The 19,804-nt window shown below is 58.6% G+C and carries 16 protein-coding genes and 3 pseudogenes; 4 read left to right on the forward strand and 15 right to left on the reverse strand.

Annotated elements, in window-relative coordinates; translation table 11 throughout:
- The first annotated feature begins 3 nt into the window (after positions 1–3).
- A complete protein-coding gene (locus CRP02_RS01485; RefSeq protein ID WP_003517400.1) occupies positions 4–282 on the forward strand; it encodes an HU family DNA-binding protein in 279 nt (92 codons plus the stop codon).
- Between the two features lie 154 nt (positions 283–436).
- Here the strand turns inward: CRP02_RS01485 and CRP02_RS27425 are convergent, their stop codons facing one another.
- The 8 genes and pseudogenes from CRP02_RS27425 to CRP02_RS01530 all read right to left on the reverse strand — a co-directional run bounded on the left by CRP02_RS27425 (position 437) and on the right by CRP02_RS01530 (position 10,216).
- Positions 437–598: a hypothetical protein gene (locus CRP02_RS27425; RefSeq protein ID WP_019565695.1), complete on the reverse strand. Its 162-nt coding sequence runs from the start codon at positions 596–598 to the stop codon at positions 437–439.
- Between the two features lie 319 nt (positions 599–917).
- Positions 918–1,229: a DUF736 domain-containing protein gene (locus tag CRP02_RS27430; RefSeq protein ID WP_003517402.1), complete on the reverse strand. Its 312-nt coding sequence runs from the start codon at positions 1,227–1,229 to the stop codon at positions 918–920.
- Positions 1,230–1,819: 590 nt separating this feature from the next.
- Positions 1,820–2,752 carry an ArdC family protein gene (locus tag CRP02_RS01500; protein WP_097169987.1) on the reverse strand — a complete coding sequence of 311 codons (933 nt, stop codon included), beginning with the start codon at positions 2,750–2,752 and terminating at the stop codon, positions 1,820–1,822.
- A 431-nt stretch (positions 2,753–3,183) separates the two neighbouring features.
- Positions 3,184–3,783 (reverse strand): annotated as a pseudogene (locus CRP02_RS01510) (hypothetical protein).
- A gap of 505 nt (positions 3,784–4,288) precedes the next feature.
- On the reverse strand, positions 4,289–4,687 hold the full coding sequence (locus tag CRP02_RS01515; RefSeq protein ID WP_003517407.1) for a DUF1419 domain-containing protein: 399 nt from the start codon (positions 4,685–4,687) through the stop codon (positions 4,289–4,291).
- Positions 4,688–4,777: 90 nt separating this feature from the next.
- A complete protein-coding gene (locus tag CRP02_RS01520; RefSeq protein WP_097169988.1) occupies positions 4,778–8,035 on the reverse strand; it encodes an error-prone DNA polymerase in 3,258 nt (1,085 codons plus the stop codon).
- Positions 8,032–9,543, reverse strand: coding sequence for a Y-family DNA polymerase (locus CRP02_RS01525; RefSeq protein WP_179783907.1), 1,512 nt, complete (start codon positions 9,541–9,543; stop codon positions 8,032–8,034). The genes CRP02_RS01520 and CRP02_RS01525 overlap by 4 nt, the downstream gene beginning before the upstream one ends.
- Positions 9,464–10,216, reverse strand: a complete 753-nt coding sequence (locus CRP02_RS01530) for an ImuA family protein (protein ID WP_097169989.1) — start codon at positions 10,214–10,216, stop codon at positions 9,464–9,466. The genes CRP02_RS01525 and CRP02_RS01530 overlap by 80 nt, the downstream gene beginning before the upstream one ends.
- 282 nt (positions 10,217–10,498) lie before the next feature.
- Here CRP02_RS01530 and ligD point away from each other — a divergent pair, with 282 nt between their 5' ends.
- Together ligD and CRP02_RS01545 are read left to right on the forward strand one after the other, a co-directional pair.
- A complete protein-coding gene (gene ligD, locus CRP02_RS01540; RefSeq protein ID WP_097169991.1) occupies positions 10,499–11,551 on the forward strand; it encodes a non-homologous end-joining DNA ligase in 1,053 nt (350 codons plus the stop codon).
- A gap of 59 nt (positions 11,552–11,610) precedes the next feature.
- Positions 11,611–12,375, forward strand: a complete 765-nt coding sequence (locus CRP02_RS01545) for an SOS response-associated peptidase family protein (protein WP_097169992.1) — start codon at positions 11,611–11,613, stop codon at positions 12,373–12,375.
- 127 nt (positions 12,376–12,502) lie between these two features.
- Here CRP02_RS01545 and CRP02_RS01550 read toward each other — a convergent pair whose 3' ends face one another.
- From CRP02_RS01550 to CRP02_RS01570, 4 genes and pseudogenes are all read right to left on the reverse strand, one after another.
- On the reverse strand, positions 12,503–13,090 hold the full coding sequence (locus CRP02_RS01550; protein ID WP_025591391.1) for a DUF1349 domain-containing protein: 588 nt from the start codon (positions 13,088–13,090) through the stop codon (positions 12,503–12,505).
- Positions 13,091–13,430: 340 nt separating this feature from the next.
- Positions 13,431–13,550: pseudogene (locus tag CRP02_RS28040) on the reverse strand (hypothetical protein); the annotation flags it as partial.
- A 315-nt stretch (positions 13,551–13,865) separates the two neighbouring features.
- Positions 13,866–15,815, reverse strand: coding sequence for a methyl-accepting chemotaxis protein (locus tag CRP02_RS01560; RefSeq protein WP_097169994.1), 1,950 nt, complete (start codon positions 15,813–15,815; stop codon positions 13,866–13,868).
- Between the two features lie 439 nt (positions 15,816–16,254).
- Complete coding sequence (locus CRP02_RS01570) at positions 16,255–16,521, reverse strand: hypothetical protein (protein WP_038496670.1); 267 nt, start codon at positions 16,519–16,521, stop codon at positions 16,255–16,257.
- 148 nt (positions 16,522–16,669) lie between these two features.
- On the opposite strand from CRP02_RS01570, the gene CRP02_RS01575 reads away from it, so the two are divergent.
- Positions 16,670–17,281 (forward strand): TetR/AcrR family transcriptional regulator, encoded by a 612-nt coding sequence (locus tag CRP02_RS01575; RefSeq protein ID WP_038496667.1) that lies wholly within the window; start codon positions 16,670–16,672, stop codon positions 17,279–17,281.
- 355 nt (positions 17,282–17,636) lie between these two features.
- Here the strand turns inward: CRP02_RS01575 and CRP02_RS01580 are convergent.
- The 3 genes and pseudogenes from CRP02_RS01580 to CRP02_RS01590 all read right to left on the reverse strand — a co-directional run.
- Positions 17,637–17,780 (reverse strand): annotated as a pseudogene (locus CRP02_RS01580) (IS6 family transposase); the annotation flags it as partial.
- Between the two features lie 122 nt (positions 17,781–17,902).
- Positions 17,903–18,865 carry an amidohydrolase family protein gene (locus CRP02_RS01585; RefSeq protein ID WP_323455299.1) on the reverse strand — a complete coding sequence of 321 codons (963 nt, stop codon included), beginning with the start codon at positions 18,863–18,865 and terminating at the stop codon, positions 17,903–17,905.
- Positions 18,866–19,300: 435 nt separating this feature from the next.
- Positions 19,301–19,801: a GAF domain-containing protein gene (locus CRP02_RS01590; RefSeq protein WP_051489749.1), complete on the reverse strand. Its 501-nt coding sequence runs from the start codon at positions 19,799–19,801 to the stop codon at positions 19,301–19,303.
- Positions 19,802–19,804: the final 3 nt, after the last annotated feature.

The following is a 19,804-nucleotide window of genomic DNA, read 5'->3' on the forward strand; positions in this document are numbered from 1 at the left end:
GTCATGACCACAACCAATGAAATCGCCGAAAAGATTGCATCCGAACAGAACCTGACCAAAGCCCAGGCGAAATCGATCGTCGAAACCGTCTTCGCGTCGATCACGACGGCAGCCACGTCCGGAGCGGAAACATCTATCCCGGGATTCGGCAAGTTCAAGATCAAGGATACCCCGGAGCGTGAGGCTCGCAATCCGGCAACCGGCGCCACCATCAAGGTTGCCGCTGCGAAGAAGCTTACGTTCCAGCCTGCCAAAGCACTGAAAGATGTGCTGAACAAGTGAGCCGAACCGCGGTAAGCGGGATCATCAGGGGGAGCCGCCAAAGCGGCTCCCGGCGGCGGAGTATCATTGGCGCTGCTTGCCTTGACGCTTAAAGCTGATCTCGATCTAGATGGCAATCGGACGATGGTGGCAGCATTGCGGGTGTATGCCGCCCTCAGAAGGGCGGCACGGCGTCAACGGAACCGTCCTGCTCGGCCATGATAACGGCCAGTTCCGCCAGCGCCAGTTCCAGCTCCGCTGCAATCTGGCGACGCTCGTCCGGGTGGCAATGGTTCATCTCGGCGCGCAGTTCTTCGATATGTTGTTCCAGTAGCATCGTCATCTCCTTGACTTTTGAGAAAGATGACGCCGCCGGGCGTGAGGAAATGACGGGGTCAGGGATCGCGTCGGCGACCGCCAGAGGCGGCGAGTGGGGTGCCGGTTTTGTTGAAGCGCAGGGAACCGGAGCGGAAGCAAAATCGGGGGGCCACGCGAAGTCCTTGAGGCCGGCATTTGCTCGCGGCACGATTGGTCACTCTGAGCAGACCCCGCCTCTCCGTATCGCGACCAGAAGAAGAAGCGGGCTAGATGCCCGGTTCCTTCTTGGTTTGAACAAGGGAAAAGCCCCGCCGTTTCCGGCAGGGCTTCGTCTTTGATCAGGCGTCGCGCTTCGGGCGGTTCCAGACCAACGTATAGTCGCCTTCCCTCTCGGTCGGCCAAAGTGCCGCATTGATCGGGGCCGGGAAGCTCGGATCGTCGAGCTTGACCGAGATGTAGGGCTCTCCGTCGCCGGAAACCTGGCTCCAGGCGGCGCCGACTTCGGCCGCTCCGGACATGATCCGGAAGTCGGGAGCGTCGCGGGATGTGCGTTCGATCGGGTTCAGGCGGGCCTTCATGGAGACCGTCAGAGTGCGTACGTGGCCGAGGATGGTGTTGCCGTTGGTGGTGAATTCGCCGATGATTGCCATTGTCGTGATCCTTTCGGTTTGATCGGGCCGCGACCATCGCGTCCTCGATGACTGTCGATTTGATCGGGGACGATCGGACCGCATCCTTAAGGGACCGGAATGCAATGGAGGGCGGCGGGAGACGGCTTTCTTGGACCGCGAGGAATGCGAACGCAGGTCGCAGGGGAAGAAAGGGGGCGATGCCGTTGCGGGAGAACGATCGAGGCGCAGCCGCTCTTCGATCAGACATGTCAAATCGAGGCCGCGTTGGCCGCGCCCACTTCCTATGCGCGAATGGATGGCAGCAATGGCCACATCGATCGTTTGGGCATTGCCGGGCCAATGCGACAAGTCCGGTGAGCGTCGCCGAACTTTCCTTCTCGATGGCGGCTCCGGTTTTCAATCGGGCACATGTTGCCCATGCTTGCTCGTATCCGCAAACATGACCTGTTGCTGATGCGCAACGCATTAGGGCCAGTCGCAGCAAAACTGGCTCGCGCCCGCACGGAACAAGATCGCCTTCGCTTTCCTCCCGAACGGTCAATCCGCGCTGCCCGGATTCAGATTTTGGGAGCAGTACCAAAGGACGCTCTAAAAAGAGAGGGGCGCTATTACACTGCCTCCCTCGTCGCGCAGGCATCCGCCCTTGGCTGAAGACCGTGGAGATAATTGACCGCCCGCTGCGCATGCGCGGCCGCCTGGAAAATTGCCCGTTTGTCGTTGGCCAGCACCGAGAGCCATGACTGCAGATAGGACGCGTGATCCGGCCGGGGCTCAAGTTCCGGCGCGATACCGAGGTCAGCGCAGAGGAAGCAACTGCCAAGTTCGGCAATGAGTTCTTCCCGCGCTCGCTCCGTCCGGTCCTTGGCATAGCGCGACAGGTCGCGTCCCACGCGATGTTCTGCCGCCGTCCAGTGGGTCGCCTCATGGCTGAGGACTGCCGCATACCCGGCGGCATCGCGGAAGGCTTCGAACGGTGGCATCTGGATATAGTCCATGGCCGGAGAATAGTATGCCTGTTTGCCGCCGTGCCGAATGACTGCGCCGGTATTGCGGAAGAACTCGTCGGCGTGACCGATGCGCTCGATCGGGCTCAGGAGCGGTTCGGGTACGCCATGATAGTGGTCAGGCAGGCCGTCGATCTGCGCCACGTTGAACACCGTGTACGATTTAAGGAACGGAATATCGCGCTCCACCTCGCCGCCATTGCTGTCGGTCTCCGACTTGGTGAAGCGGCTTGCATAGATGACCGTCGTTCCGGTCTCGCCCTTGCGAACAGCTCCATCCAGCTGCAAGGCCTGTTTGAACGTCATCCATGTCGGCGAGACATAGCCCCTCGCTGTGCTCTTCGACCACAACAGCAGCACGTTGAGACCGCTATAGGCTTCGCCGTTGTGGCGCAGCGGCCGGGTGATCCGTCCGGTCGTATTTGCGGCCGACCAGGGCTTCATCCACGGACGGACGCCTTTTTCCAGATCCGCAACGATCCTGTCGGTGATCCGCGCATAGAGATCGGCGCGCTCGCCCTGCCCTTTTCTTTTCATATCCTTGAACCTCCGTTTTTGGAGGTCGCGACCATCGCGACCCCGTCACGTCGGTCAAAAGCTGGGCAGATCAGGGATGAGCGCACGCGGAACGCGCCGTAACAACGTGAAGGAGGGCGAAGCCCTTGCGCGAGACCCTCGGCCCGGCAGACCGAAGGCGGGACGGGGTCGCAATGGACAGATTCCCGATCTTCATCCGCAGCCAATGCGAGGGCTTCGCCAGCAGGACCACTTTCTGCCGCACGGTAGCCGATGGAATCTTAGCAACGGCGCGGTTGAGGTTGGGACCTTCTGTCGACGCATTGAAGTCGCGTCCCGTCGTAGATTCGAGGTGGTGGCCGGCACAGGCCCTCGTTACTTCGAGCTGACGAGAACAGGACACCTTCGTCGACGTGAACAAAGGCGGGGCCGGAGCCCCGCCGTGATGGATGTTATTCGAAGGCTGACAGCTGGACTGCTGCCGCCTTGCGGTCGAGCGTCTGGCCGGGATTTTCGACCGGCCGGTCGAAGGGCTTCCATGTTTCGCCCACCACCTGCTCATAGGCTGCGACAGCGCCGACGGCCGCCATTCTGAGCGCATGTGCCTGGATGCCCATGTCGGCTGCGAATTAGCGCTTGCGCTGGGCGGCGCTCTCATAGCCGACCGGACCGTCGAGATCCTCGTCGCGGGCATCCGCAGCGCTCTTGGCGGTGGCGTTCCGCGCCTCGGTGACGGCGCGGGAGTAGAACTGGCCGGCGCCATGGGCCGATCCGACATAGGCCCCGACGATGCGCTGCAGATGGATCTGCATCGCCCGGTCGCCAAGGCCATCGGAAAGTGCGGTGGCGGTTTCGACGATCAGGCGCTCGTGCATGCCACGGATGCCATCGCCGTCGACAATGGCGGTCCCGAAGCTTTCGGCGATCCGAAGCGCCTGTGCTTCATCGGGGCATGAAAGGCGGACCATTTCTAGGGTGGCGCCTCTGCGCAGCGGCACGACGCGGGCGGATTGGCGGATTGATTGACGGGATTGGGTTGCTGACTTTGCCATGGTGGTCTCCTTTGCTTCGCCGAAGTGTCGGCCCCCTGGCCGTTCTGTCCTTCGGTGCGGTCGAAAGGAACAGGCGCAATCCGGGCGGATCAGGGCCCGGGCAGGCCAGATAGAGCGAAGCAGGCAGGCGGTCAAGCAGGGGTGACAAGCCCTTGCGAAGCCCGCGTGCCTGCTTTGTCGAGAGCGGCATGACCGGCCGCCCCGCGGCGCGACAGCGGCCTTGAACCGAACGGGCGCCGGTTCAGACGCCACGAAACCGAAGGACGGAACGGTCAGAGGCAAACCTCGGATGCCGAAGCTGAGAGGAAACTACGCTAGACCTGCGCCAGGCCGCGCCGATCCAACGTCCAAGCCGCAGCTTGCCCAGTCATCACAACCGCCGACGTCACTATCGGCTCGTGGTCCCGTTTGGCCTGAGCCACCCGGCAGATGTGCACGGGCACGCAATGATGCGATTGCATCCTCCTGTCGCGCGAGCGTTCACGAAAGTCCATCGACGGAGGAATTATGCCGCATAACCGAGACAATCGTCCGCAGTGCGCGACCAAATATGTTCCAGCTTCTCGTCGTGCGTCATCACAAGGGAGGGCCTGGATTCGCGTTCGATGACAGCGCTTTGCATGCGTTCGGGCGAGCTCTTGTCGGCCAGGTCGCAATAACCGCGGAAGTGCCAGAGGCACCCGTCGACCGGCAGAGAGAAGAGGATGCTGGTGACCAAACGGGTCGGGAATTCGCGCATGGCGAATATCCCGGCCCTGATCGAGAGCGGCGGCAGTATCTCAAACGTGTAGTCGTGGGATGCGTCGGCGATCTCGAACCATTCGCCACTGTAGAGCGCGCTGTCGTACCACTCCCATACATGCTCAGCCTCGTTCGGTAATGATCGCGCTGATGTGGCACCCATGGCTGCACGCCAACTCTACTGTTTTCCAAAAAAATGCTGCTGGGGCCCTCGAGGGACGCCAAGCGGCGCGGCTCCCGGGATAGCGAAAAATCACTGAAAATTCCTGCTCTTCACCTTCAGCGTATCGATATGAAGATCAGGCGTGAACATATCCCGCGGGACGACCGGCCTCGGCCGATCGCGAGAGTCCGGCCCACCGCCCCCATGGGCAAACTCATCGCCTCGCCCCGTTGGCAGCCTGAATTCGACATCCCGATCGGCCAGGCCAACGAGATCGCCTGACAGATCGAATAGTTGCTGCGCGACGAGGTGCACGACCTCCCCTTCCCGCTGAATCCGCCCATTGATTGCCATCATCGAGGATCCGAGCACCACGCTCCTGCGCTTCTCGAACAGTGACGGCCAGACGACGATGTTGGCAGGGCCTGTTTCGTCCTCGATGGTGATGAACATGACACCCTTGGCAGACCCGGGCTTCTGGCGCACCAACACCAGACCTGCAGTATAAACCCATCGCCCATCCCGAGCATTCATCGCCTCCGCACAGGGGATGATGTTGCGTGCCGACAGGTCCCTGCGCAGGAACGCAACCGGATGCTGCCGTAGCGTCAAGCCCGTATGGCTGTAATCCTCGATGACGTTGTGCCCGTCCGTCATCTGCCGAAGGGCGACCTCCGGCTCCTGCTGCTCAGCAATTGCCGCCATCTCGCGCTCGGTCGCAGCGGCAAACAGCGGCAAGGGTTCATCGCGCAGCGCCTTGATGGCCCAGAGCGCATCGCGCCGTTCGAGTTTGAGCGATGGCAGAAAGGCATCGGCCTCTGCCAGCTGGACAAGCGCCTCCGTCGGCACGCTGGACCGGCGCCACATGTCATCGACGGATAAGAAAGGACTGTTCATGCGTGCCGTCACGATCCGCGCTGCGTCAGCGACAGCCAGTCCCTTCACCTGCCGAAATCCAAGCCGGACAGCATGCCGATCGGAGCTGCCGATCTTTTCCAGAGTGCAGTCCCAGCGCGAGCGGTTGACGCACACAGGTCGCACCTCGACGCCATGCTTGATCGCATCACCGACGATCTGGGCCGGAGCATAAAAACCCATCGGCTGACTGTTGAGGAGGGCTGCACAAAAGACATCCGGATAATGGCATTTGATGTAGTTCGAGGCATAGGCGATCAGCGCGAAAGAGGCTGCGTGACTTTCGGGAAAGCCGTAGGAGCCAAAACCTTCGAGCTGGGAAAAGGTCTTTTCGGCGAACTCGGCTGAGTAGCCGTTCTTGACCATGCCGGAGACGAGTTTTTCCTTGAAGCGTGAGACCCCGCCGGTGAACTTGAAGGTCGCCATCGACTTGCGCAGCTGGTCGGCCTCGCCACCGGTAAAACCGGCGCAGACCATGGCGACGCGCATGGCGCTCTCCTGAAACAGCGGCACGCCCAGAGTCTTGCCGAGCACGGCTTCCAGTTCGGGCGTGGGATATTCGACCGGCTCCTTGCCTTCGCGGCGGCGAAGATAGGGATGCACCATGTCGCCCTGGATTGGACCGGGCCGGACGATCGCCACCTGCACGACCAGATCGTAGAAGGTGCGGGGTTTCAGGCGCGGCAGCATCGCCATCTGCGCGCGGCTTTCGATCTGGAATGTCCCAAGCGTATCGGCTTTTCGGATCATTGCGTAGGTGGCTGCGTCCTCCTGCTGGATCGTAGACAGATCGAGATCCTCGCCCTTATCCTCACGGATGAGATGAAACGCCTTTGCCATGCAGGTGAGCATGCCGAGTGCGAGCACATCCACCTTCATGAACTTCAGCGCCTCGACATCGTCCTTGTCCCACTCGATGATCTGGCGGTCCTTCATCGTTGCCGGCTCGATCGGTACGAGATCGTCCAGCCGGTCATGGGTGAGGACAAATCCTCCTGGATGCTGGCCAAGATGGCGCGGGGCTCCCATCAGCTGCTGCGCCAGTTTCAGGGTGAGCGCTAAGCGCCGGTCGTCAGGGTTGAGATTGAGCTCGCGGATGTTTCTGTCGGGCACTTCCTCCGACCAGGACCACATGCCCGACGACAAGGCCTTGATCACGTCCTCCGGCAGGCCGAGCGCCTTGCCGACATCGCGGATCGCTCCCTTGGCACGATACCGCGTAACGGTGGCGCAGAGGGCAGCCTTGTCATGTCGGTAGGTCTTGTAGATCCATTGGATGACCTCCTCGCGCCGTTCATGCTCGAAGTCGACATCGATATCAGGTGGCTCGTCGCGCTCCTGGCTGACGAAACGCTCGAACAGGAGATCGTTGGTCGATGGATCGATAGAGGTAATGCCGAGAATATAGCAGACGGCGCTGTTGGCCGCCGATCCCCTGCCCTGGCAGAGAATGCCCTGCCTTCTCGCAAAGCGCACGATCGAAAACACCGTCAGAAAATACGGCGCATATTTCATGGCGCGGATGAGATCGAGCTCATGCCGTACGGTTTTCAACACGTCGGGCGGCAAGCCTTCCGGATAACGATCCGGCACGCATTGCCAGACATAATGCTCGAGCGATCCCTGAGCATCCTTGCCCGGCACGATCGCCTCTTCGGGATATTGGTAGGTAAGCTCCTCGAGTGAGAACGTGCAGCGCCGCACGATCTCCATGGTTCGCGCCAGGGCTTGCCGGTAGCGCGGAAACAGGCGAGCCATTTCTTCCGGAGGCTTCAGATACCGGTCGGCATGACGCTCGCGCTCGAAGCCGACATCGTCGATCGTGGTGTTGTGCCTGATGCAAGTGACGATGTCCTGCAACTGCCGCCGGCCCGGCTCATGAAACAGCACGTCATTGGTGACCACGGTTTTGACCCTGACCCGTGCCGCCATGTTGGAAATCTCATGGAGCCGCATCTGGTCATTGGGGCGTCGGCGCAGACACAGCGACACGTAAGCGCGGTCACCAAACGCTCCAGCCATCTTGCGAAGCTGTGCTGCACAGGTGGCGTCCGGCAGATCCGGCACCAGAATACCGATCATGCCTTCCGAGTAGGAAACAATGTCATCCCAGTGCAGAATGCAGTTGTCCTTGCCACCACGTGACTTGCCGAGCGTAATCAGCCGGGTCAGGCGTGAGTAGGCAGCTCTGTCTATCGGGTAGACGAGCAACGACATGCCGTCGGCGAGATCGAGACGGCAGCCAACGACGAGGCGGAGACCTGTCGCGCGGGATGCTTCAAGGGCGCGAACAATCCCGGCCAGCGAATTACGATCGACGACGCCGATCGCACTGATCCCAAGGAGTTTTGCAGCATCAAACAACTCCTGCGCCGACGAGGCACCACGAAGAAAAGAAAAATGTGTCGTGACCTGAAGTTCGGCGTAGCTCATGCGAATATCCCGTGGCAGAACCAGCGATACGATCCGGTCTGCGGATCAACACCGTCGCCGGAGCGGAACACCCACAAGCGCTCGCCTGCCTCATCCTCTATGACGAAATAGTCGCGCACGGCGTCCATTTCGGCATCTCGCTGCCACCATTCCCCGAAAATGCGTTCCGGCCCGTCGGCACGCTTGATCTTACGGCGTTTGCCACGCCAGACGATGGAGACTGGCGGCCGGTCCGGCATCAGCGCGATCGCCTCGATCAACTCAGGTCTCGGCAAGAGACGGACGGGGCGGCGCCAATGGCTGACCCAGGCAACGGCGATCGGTTCGGCGACGGGGCTGATGCGCTGGACAGAGCGTTCCGGCACATCGGAGGCGACCGGTGCGACGCGATAGACCCTCTGCCCCCGGTTTCCATAGAGGTCGATCAGCGGCGTTACATCGGTGACGTCATCCTCGACCAGAGCAGAGGCTTTCTGAGCCTCCTCGAGAGGCTCGGCTATCACGGCGACCAGGATCAGCTTTTCGATCCCGAAGCCCGGCTCGATCTTTTCCGTCCGGTCCCGAAACAGTTTTGTCAGCCAGGCGACATCTCGGGCGGGCCTCGCGGTTCCGGCGCGGATGGCCTGTCTCGTGCCATCGACCTTCTCGACGATCAGGTCGGCACGGCGAACGCCAAGCCCGCGCTGCTGGAGTTCGTCAACGAGTTGGACGACCAGACGGCCAACATATTTATTGATTGTTTCCGCAGCCCCGATCGGTTCGGCGAAGGCCTTGGAGACTTCAACCAGCTCTGCCGTCCGGATCGGTTCGATCGGCTCGGCGACACGACAGAGCATCTGGTCGAGACGGCGGCCGACCTCCGGACCGAAGCGCAATGTCAGCGGGGCCCGCGGGGTATTGGCAAGCTCGCCGATTGTCTGGAAACCGAGAATGCGCAGATCAGAGACGATCTTTGACGGCAGGCGCAGAAGCGAAATCGGCAGTTTTTCGACGGCACGGGCCGTCTCGCCAGGAGGAACGACAATCGTTTCGCGATTGATTGCGCGGGCGCAAGCATGGGCAGCACCCCAGCTGTCGGCAACCGCCACGCGCGCCGTCAGTTTTCGGGCAAGAAACTGGTTGGCGATCTTCGTCACCATCGGCAGTTCACCACCCTGCAGATGATCGGCGCCTTCCGTATCCATGACGATACCATCAATCCCGTCGACGGCGACGATCGGCGAATAGATCGTCAGCGCCCAGAGCGTGATGCGCTCGAGCGCGGCTCGATCGGCTTGCGGATCTGCGTCAACCAGCATCAGGCCGCGAAACACCGACTGCGCCTTTGCCGCCGCCATGCCGGCATGCACGCCCGCCTTTCTGGCAGCCGCATCGGCGGCAGACACCCATCGCTTCGAACCGCTTCTCGCGATCACGGCGATTGGCTGTTCAGGCGGAATAGACGGATCGGCCCGACGAATGCGATCCGTCGGCAGATCCGGAAGATAGATCGAGACGACCCTTGTCATCGCACGCCCTCACGAGAAACTCAGCACACTCACCCGCTTTCACGCGCATCAATTCCAGAAACCATTGAGGCCTGCCCACCCCCGGTACCGGCAACTCCTCTGACGGCATCACGCTGACACGCCATCGCGTGGTCGAGGCCGTCGGCTGCCCAAAGTCATTGGCCTCCGTCTGTCGCCGCCATCGGCGGACCGCGAGCGCCATGGTCCCGGTTCGCTCGGCTGCAAGCTGCAACCGGCGGGAACTGACCATAGGCAGGCGAACAAGTTCACCGACGACGGCACCAAGTCCGCCGAAGGAAAGGCCCTCCTCCATATTGGCCAGCACATCCTCTTCCTTGTCGGATTCAACAAAGATGACGCGGTCGGGATGCAGGCCCACATGGGCAAGAGCCGGAAAAAAAAGATCCGGCCGCGTCAGACACCAGATGACGGGGCCTTTTGTTCTTGCGGCAATGCCGGCAACACAAAGGGCGGCCGCTGCACCATCGACAGTACCCGAACCACCGCCTGCAAACTCGTGCAACGCGCCATAGGCGAGACCACCGCCGGGCAAGGCCGCATCGATCTCGGGAACGCCAAAAGAAAGTGTTCCGGCCCGCTTCGCGGATACCCCTTCCATCGACGCGATGCGGTCGCGCAAGTCACAAATCACCCTCTGACGGGCAGCAGTCATCGTTCACGGCTCCCTTCAAGGTCGTGTTCAAAGGATCGACATTATGTCGTACGGGCTATATGTTCATTGTTTGTTCTCGTAATGCAAAAGAGTCAAGCGCCACATGGTTGAGGAATATTATCCCAGTATTAGCAAAGTCGAAGATTCGAAAAGGATTCAAGGAGGTAAGGGGAAACAGAAATTTTTGCGGCCCTTGCGACCGCCGGGTCTAGAATGGTGGATAGCGGGGATAGATGAACGGCGTCACAATCTTCTTAAGGTTTTCGTGCTGAACTCGTTTGCATGACGAAGCCACCGAGATCAAAGCCGCTCCTTCGTGATAGCGAAGCCCCGCTGCGGTCAAAGCCGCGTCGGAAGCGCAATCCCGCACAGCCCCAGCTGCTGTTTGATCCGATGCCCGATCGCGTCGAGCCGGCGCTCGCCCAATTGAAGGCGCATCCTCCACAAGGCGACCAATGGAGCTGGGAGCTGAAATGGGATGGCTATCGACTGGCTGTCCATATCGAGCCGACTGGGGTCCGCATCCTCACGCGTAGCGGCCATGACTGGACGCACCGGTTTCCGGCGATCGAGCAGGCTGCCCGGGCGCTTGGTCCGGCAACGATGATCATTGATGGCGAGGCGGTTGTGCTTGACGATGAAGGGCGGCCGGATTTCGGGCTGCTGCAGAAATCGTTGGGTGCGTCTGGAAAGACGGCTGGCAACCGAGCTTCGGACGCCATCCTCTACGCGTTCGATCTTATTTATCTCGACGGCCATGACCTGCGCAACGCGGAGTACCGTTCGCGCCGGCATCTTCTCGAGGATACGCTGAAGGGGCACGACGGCGCGATCCGCCTTTCGGAAACCATTGACGCCAATCCCGCGATCCTGCTGGAACACGTTGGCAGCCTTGGTCTCGAGGGCATTGTCGGCAAGCAATTGGATCAACCCTATCGCTCCGGCCGGACCGGCGACTGGGTCAAGATCAAGTGCGTTAAGAGCGAAGCCTTTATGGTTGTTGGCTACGAGCCATCGACGGCATCTCCCGACGGCTTCGGCTCTTTGGTGCTTGCTGCCTATCGCGGTGACGAGCTCGTTCATGTCGGGAACGTCGGGACGGGCTTCAGGCAAGCCGAGATGAACAGGCTGCGCAAGATGATCGACAGGCTGCGCTGGAATCGGAAACAGCCGCCTGTTCCCTATGCCGAAAAGGCAGACATCGTTTGGGTCGAGCCGACTTTGATTGCCGAGATCGAGTTTCGGGCCTGGACGGCGGACGGCAAGCTACGCCATGCTTCCTACAAGGGATTGCGGGAACGACAAGACAATGCCGACGTTTACAGGCTCCAGTAGCGAAGTAGGCGCGATGCCGTGAACACACGGCATCTGCTTCAAGCGGAGGGCTTTCCAGCATGTGCAACCTTTATCGGGTGGAAGACAAGGACTGGGTCTCCAAATGGGCTCAGGACGCCGAAAGCCTGATCAACCTGATGCCAGCCTATCAGATGAACCCCGACCAAATGGGGCCGATCGTCCGCAACACGGCGGAAGGCAAGAAGCAGCTTGTGCATGCGCGATGGGGATTACCTTCCCCTCGCTTCGCCTTGGAGAAAGCGGCCAAAGCCAAGGCCGAGAAGCTCGCGGCCAAGGGCAAGCCATTTGATCTCGAGGAGCTGATCCGCATGGAGGCCGACCGCGGCACGACAAACGTGCGTAAGCTCAATTTCCCGCACTGGACGCGATGGTTCGACGTCGAACACAGATGCCTTGTCCCAGTCACCAGCTTCGCCGAACCGGATCCGGCGAGCAGAGAGGAAGGCGGCAATGTGCCCAATGCCTGGTTTGCCCGCGATGACGAGAAATCGCTGATGTTTTTTGCCGGCATCCATGTGCCGCAATGGAAGAGCGTCCGGAAGGTTCGGGACGGACTCACGATCGACGACCTCTATGGTTTTCTGACCACAGACCCCAACGATCTCGTGAAACCGATCCATGAGAAAGCCATGCCGGTTCTATTGCTGACGAAGGAGGACACGGACATCTGGATGCGGGCGCCGTGGGACGAGGCAAAACATCTTGTCCGCCCGCTTCAGAACGATGCGTTGATTATTTCGTCGCGAGAACCGTACGGGTCCACCGTCGTGTCGAAATCGGGCGAACCGGTTGACCAAGACTGATTTATGTAGTGTCTGATCAGGCGGCACTGGCGCCGAGAGGCCGTGGCTGCTCGTATCCCTTTACTGGCACCTGTTACAAGGACGATAGATCGAGGCGGCATTTACGAAGAACTCTCTTGTATAGCTGCTAGCTGGACAGGTCGTGGAGATCGGTAGTGATCGCCGCACCGACTGAAAACTCTGAAAACCGGACATCCAGTCCGCCACGCTCAGGCGTACATGCAGTCAACCCAACGAAATAATGGGAAACTTTAGGAAACGGAGCGAGCCGCAGCAACGGCCATATGCTCCCATTGGAGGATGCCTGAATACGCATCGTGCCTTCCTTCAACGTGATCCGGATATAGAAATCTTCAAGCTCCTTGAAGGGCTGGGACACTGACCAGTCGGATTTTCCATCGGTGATGACTGTGCTGAGAAACCGTTCGCCATCTGTAAACTCAACGCCTGACTTCACCCATCGATTTTCATCAATGCGCACCATAAGACCGGCCTGATCGTAGAGAGACCGGAATTCGCCTTGGACGCGGACACTCGCTGTGAAACCATCCACGACCGTTACACCTAGGAAATGGCCACTGTCGCGCGTGAAGCCGTAATGCGTTTCACGCCAGAAGTCAGTGTTTGCTTCGGTGGTTAAAGAGAGACCCGTCTCGGTGGCTTCCCACACTACAGGTTTATTCAGCCACTCAGCTTCTTTGAGATTAACGTCCACGGCACTGTCTCCGGAATTGCCCTTGCATCACTGCTGGTGGGGCTATTGCCCGACTCAACGGATACCCGTGATCATAAACTTGGTAAAGTGAGTGTTGGCCTGCTGCCGGTGACGTGGATACCAAGTTGAGGTGCTTCTAATGAAACTGGAGTGCATAAATCCAACGAAGGAAGTTCAGCCGCGAGTACAAGCTTGAGGCAGTGAAGTTGGTTAGGGAGCATGAGGTCACACCCTCACCGAAGAGCTGGGCAAAGATCTTTCGATGGCAGTTGGTAGCACTATAGACAAAGCGCTTGACGGTCAGATGCAATTCGATCCGTCGGCCCGTACACGGCAGATCACCGATCACCCGAGGGGAACGGTTATGAACTCGACGGGAAACGGTCCTGCAGTGGGGACATATGGAGTCCGTTGACCCGGCGGACGCAGTGACAACGATCGCGTTGGTGGCATCATGCACCGATTCAACGTTCAAACCGGCCGGGATCAGGTCGGAAGTCAAAACTGGGCTCGCATGGCGCTGATTCCACTTCGGAAATCACACCAATTGAATTCCAAACATCGTCGAGCATGAGCCAGTGCCCAAAAAGATCCCCACAGCCATAGTCGCGACGCGCTGCGTGAAGGACAATGTATTGCGAAGATAGCCAGACATGTTCGTCACCCCCTCTGGCATAAACTATGCCACGCAAACGATTTCCGATTGCGTGGCATAGTCCTTGATTGGCGGCGGGGATATCTCCCGCCGAAGCTCATGTCGTTGACCGATCGCCGATCAAAACTCCTGCCAGTCGTCCTTTGACGTATCGACAGCAGCGTTGCCAGAGAATGCGGATGCAATCTTGCGGCCAAGCGCGCGTACGGGGGATGCCACGTATCTGTCGTTGCCGCCGGCATTGCGAACCGGAGCGGGCTGGCTCTTCTGCTGATAGGCGGTATCGGCGAGCTTGAACTGCGCGAGAAGCTGGTTGAGCGAAGCTACCTCCTTGGCCAGATTGTGGCTGGCGGCGTTGGTCTCTTCCACCATGGCAGCATTTTTCTGCGTGTCCTGGTCCATCTGGTTGACCGCGGTATTGATCTGCTGGAGGCCGGAGGATTGCTCCTGCGCGGATTCCACGATGGAGACGACGTGCCGGTTGATTTCCTGCACTTCCGATACGATCGTCGCCAGCGCCTTGCCGGTGTCGCCCACCAGCTGAACGCCCTGCTGCACCTGATCGTTCGAGGTGGTGATCAGCGCCTTGATTTCCTTGGCCGCATTGGCGGAGCGTTGCGCAAGCTCGCGCACCTCCTGTGCGACGACGGCAAAGCCCTTGCCCGCCTCACCCGCACGCGCGGCTTCCACGCCGGCATTGAGCGCAAGAAGGTTGGTCTGGAAGGCGATTTCGTCGATCACGCCGATGATGTTGCTGATCTCGTTGGCGGATTTGGAGATCTGCTCCATGGCGACCACGGCGCGGCGTACCACCTCGCCGGATTGTTCGGCACCCGCCTTGGCACGGCTGACGATCAGGCCGGCTTCCTGCGCTCGCTTGGTGGAATCCTTCACTGTCGTGGTGATCTCTTCCAGAGCGGCAGCGGTTTCTTCCACGGCTGCGGCCTGCTGTTCGGTACGCTTGGCCAGATCGTCGGCGGCCGATTTGATCTCGTTTGCGCCCGCGCCGATGCCACCGGCATTCTGCGCAACCCGGGTCAATGCCGATTGCAGCTTTTCGGCGGACATGTTGAAGTCGTTGCGAACGCCGTCGAGTGTCGCCGTGAACGGCTGGCCGATGCGGTAGGACACATCGCCATCCGAAAGCTTCGAAAGACCGGTCGCAAGATTGTCGACGGCAAATTTGACGTCGGCAGCTTCCTTGGCCTTCTGCTGCTCGCGCTCGATGCGTTCCTTTTCCGAAAGGCTGCGATTGGCTTCGGTTTCCTGCTCGAGACGAATGCGCTCGATCGCATTTTCACGGAACACCTGAACGGCCGCCGCCATCTGGCCAACCTCGTCCTTGCGGCCAGTGCCGTCGATTTCTGCCGTGGTCTCACCGCCCGCAAGCGATGCCATCCGCTCGCGCAGACGGGCGATCGGTGTGGTGATGCCTCGCGATGCAACGAAAATCGCAACGATGATGCCCATCGCGAAAACAATACCAACAACCATCAACGACGTCAGGATGGTCGAATTGGTCTGATCCGTCAGATCGTCGCTTCCCTTGACTACGCCTTTCGAGAGCTTGTCGAGGAGGAGGGCCATTTCATTTCCGGTGGAGCGGATCACGGCGTCAGCCTTTAGAAGCTCGGCAAAAGACTCCTCATTGCGAGTGGCAGTGCCGAGTTCAACAGCCTTGTCGGTGATCGCGACAATACCTTGAGCCTGTTTCAAAAGCCCATCCAAGGCCACCGTTTCCTCGGGGAAAATAGCCTTTACCTGGTTCAGGCGCGAGATCAATGCGGCCTTGTCCGTTTCATATTCCTGCTTGAAGGTCTTGAAGCCCGCAGTACTGGCGTCATAAGCCATCACTTGATAGGCACCATAAGCCATAGCCTGAAGGTTACGATTGGCGCGTGCAAGCTCCACCAGTGCGGCGTTGTCAGTGGCGATGAAATCTGAATAGGCGTTGTCCGCTTCCTTGTAGCGGCTGCCCATGAAGGCAGTAGCACCAAGGCCGACAATGCAGAGCGGGAGAATGAGCGACAGGATCTTGGTGCGGATACTGGCATTTTGAAGAAAGGACACGGGGAAACCTCAAGGCATGAATACCGCTCCTTCCCCGTGCCGGAGGTGTTCGGCAAGACTGACATTGCACGTCGCGTACCTCGATCATCAAGGCTTCGGTAGCCGTATCATCGGCTCTGACCGCAACTGCATCATGCATGCGCCGAAGAACGACGGCCTGCCCCTTCAAGTACGGACAGGTCACCATTCCGCGGGCGGCACGACAGCCCCGCCAACAGGCGGAAACGCCGGGCCGCATTTCGAAAAAAACACGCAAGAGAACCGATTGTTCCAAAGCCGTGCTTCATTAGTTTTCTTGCGAATAGTTATAGTTAAATACTTTACAATTTCTTCATGCCCAAACGGGCGCAGGGAGATACCAATATCTGAAAGATCAGCGTGCGATTAGCCATCCCACCACGGATAAGCCCGACTTGCGGGATGGTGATGCAGGCCACATTCACATATTGGCAGCGCAAGGCTTAAAGAAACCTGCGAACAAGGGCTGTACGGCGGTTACGAGTGTACGCTTCGATGAAGCTGCAGGCCCGCTCGTTTCAAACTGTCCAGCAAATGCTGCGCCATCGCGTGTCGTCAAGGACGTCGCCGCCGAATGCATCAACTCTTTGAAATCGTCCAGACCAACGTCGTCGGCGCGCATGACTGAACGGATCAGCGGATCTGCGAAAATCTCGGCGAGCGTCATCTCGTCTATCGTCTGTCTCATCTCAGTCTCCTTTCGATAATTCATCCGCTGTGAAAGCGGGCGATTGCTTGACGGGCTCGCGCCAAGGTGTTACCGGTAAGTAACTTTTTTGATAGTTACCGATCGGTAACACGCATGTCAACACCGCTTGAGGGTAAAAATTAAACTCATGAAATCCGAGACATCTGATCGTGCTTCTGAGCAGAAAATCGCACCTCGTGACCGGATTGTGTCAACGGCCTGCCAACTGTTTCGTGAACACGGGATACGTGGCATCGGTGTTGATGCCATTGCCGAAGCCGCCTCAACCAACAAGATGACGTTATACCGACATTTTGGTTCCAAGGACGATCTTGTGTGTGAAGCGCTCAAGCACAGTTCTCGAACGCTCGATAAAGCCTGGGAAGATCTCGAAAAAGAAAACCCGGGCGACCCGAGGGCTCAGCTCACGGCATGGGTTAAAGCGCGCGCACAATGTCTTTCCAGCGAGCCCTATGGATGCGATTTGGCCAATGCTGCGGTAGAGTTGAAAGAGCAAGGGCACCCTGCACATGCGATAATAGAAACGTTGAAGATGGAACAGCATTCCCGGCTTGCCGATCTTTGTCGTTCGACAGGTGTAAGCGATCCTGAACTTTTGGCTGATACGCTATCCATGCTTTTGGAGGGAGCACGCGTCAGCAAACTTGCCGCCGGCAAAGAAGGTCCGTCGATGCGGTTTACGCGTGCGTGTGAAGCGGCGATGGTCTCGTTTGGTCTAGCTCCACAGGCTTCTGACTGATCCTGGTGGTGCAAGAAGGACGTGCTACCAAAAGAGCGAAGGTAGCATATTGATCGGCCAACTTAGAATAACCTTCGCGACATGCGTTCTCTTCGGGATTGAGAGACGGCTGACCAGTTTATCAGCAGCAATTGCTTTCTTTCGGCTGCCCATTAAATGTGGGGTGCGACCACCGCTGTTTTAAACATACAGCCTAAAAGTGGACATTGCCCGGCTGTGCACTCCGCTCCGCCGGTACAGACATCTTCATCGCCAAAGAATTACATGATGTTGTCACGTTAAGTTGCCCAAGCCGAGAAAGGCAAGCGGCTCGAAATTTTTCAAGCGATGCAGGCAGCAATCCTCCGTGCATCGAACGGCGGATCGTCTCATATGAAATATCTATCCCACGCTCGATCAGCATTTCCTCAACTTTACGAAGGCTCAGGTTGAACCGCAGGCAAAGCCAGACCGCGTGACAAACGATCTGCGGCGCAAAACGGTAACGCTTGAAACTGATAAACGGTGTCTGCCTCGCCGAAATTTACGCCCAACCCAAAAGGTAGGCAACGCAAGCTGGTTAACGTGACAACACCCTTGATGCTGCCGTGGTGACAAGCCCGGATATCGAACTGCGCACGGTCACAGCCTGTTCTTTAAGATCTTGCCCCCTTTCATGATCAGGTCGATGTTTTCGCCTCGATGAGTAAAAACCGTAGCATCCACGTTTGGATCGCCTTCCACGACAAGAATATCAGCGACAGCATTCTTTCTGATCACGCCGATCCGGCCCTCCATCATCATCATCTCGGCATTAACGCTGGTTGCCGATATCAAAGTGTCGACTGGGTCCTCGACCTTTGCGCGGAGAGCGAATTCCTCCCCTTGATAGTCGTGCAGTTCGATCCCAAGAAGATCTGTGCCGAAGCCGATTTTCACGCCAGATTTGCGGGCGATTGAGAGGCCCTTGAGCCCCTTATCTCTCACCTGAGCGATTTTTCGCATGCTGTTGCTCGAAAATCCGTATTTGTCGGCAAACTGGGTCAGAATATCGGATGCGACGAGCGTCGGAACCAGGTAAGCACCCGCCTCTCGCATCAGATTGGCTGTCAGCTCATCAATCAGGTTGCCATGCTCGATTGTTCGACCACCAGCCTTGACGACAGCAGCAATAGCCCGAGGCGTGTAGGCATGCGCCATCACATATGTATTCCAGGCGCGCGCTTCCTCTACGATTGCCTCAAGTTCCTCGCCGGAGTATTGCAGGTTTTCGATGGGGTCGGTGACTGAGGCTGCGCCACCTGAAGCCATTATTTTGATGAAATGCGCTCCTTTTCTAAGCTCATCGCGAGCCGCTTCGCGCACTTGCGATATGCCGTCGGCAATGCGAGCGATCGAACTGCCGACCTTGTTTGCGGTCGTTTCGCCCGGAGCGAGCAAGACAGATCGCATATCGCCGTGACCACCAGTCTGGCTGAGTGCCAAACCTGAAATGACCAGCCTCGGACCGGCGATCAGTTCCTGTTCGACAGCCTGTACGAGACCAGCGTCAGCACCACCACCATCTCGGACCGTCGTGAAACCGCGTTGCAGCATTCCTTCCATGATGTAGCGCGCCTGAGTGAAGACGAACTATGGGAAGAACTTGGCAGCGCTTAGATCAACGCTGTTGGCAATGACATGAACGTGAGCGTCGATGAGACCGGGCGTGAGTGTCTTTCCCTGACAATCAACGGTTATCGTTCCCTCCGGCAGGCTTGGCGACGAAGAGACTTCGCGAATAGTCCCATCTACCTCCAGAACGGAGAGGCCATCGATCAAAGTTCTTTGGAAACCATCAAATATGCGAGCGTTTTTGAATAGTGTGGCCATTTCGGTCTAGTCTCTCCGGAGGCATATAAAGGAATGGCGTTGGGGGGCTTACGCCCTCGAACGGCTGTCTAAGAAGATAGTTGATAGGAAAGTCACCAGTTCCAGGTACCAGTTGGCATGCACTGCGGGAGAGCTTGGACCGGTAATATTCTAAGGCGAGGAGCGCCGTCAGACGTAAGTCTCGGCAACGGCAGGAGCCAAAATTCCAACCAGCGTCTTCAGATAATCTCCGTCTTGCTCGTCGTAGTACCCCTCCTCCCGATGCGAGAGATTGGCCGATCCGATTACCTTTCCCTGCCAAACGACAGGGATGTTGATCATGCTACCGATGCCCAGTCCGAAAATAATCTGATGGTCCGGGAAATTTGCCCGAATATCATCCGCATTCTTCGAAATCAGTACGCGACCTTCACCGTACACGACACGACCCCAGACGGTATCTTCCCTCTCTTTCCGTCCTCCCGGGGGATAGGTAACGCTGTCACTGGAATAGAGGCGCTCCACGGCGTCTCCGCCCTCGACGATCCTCAGAACGGTGAAAAGTTTGTGGCCAAAACGGTCCTGGATAATGTCATCGAGAACCTCTGCGCTTTCGATGATATCGTTCCGGGCTGTGGTCGCCGCGACCAGGCGTGAAACATCGTCCAGGACTGGGGTCTTGGTTTTCATGAC

The organism is Rhizobium sp. AN5, from assembly GCF_900215255.1.
Taxonomy (GTDB): Bacteria; Pseudomonadota; Alphaproteobacteria; order Rhizobiales; family Rhizobiaceae; genus Agrobacterium; species Agrobacterium tumefaciens.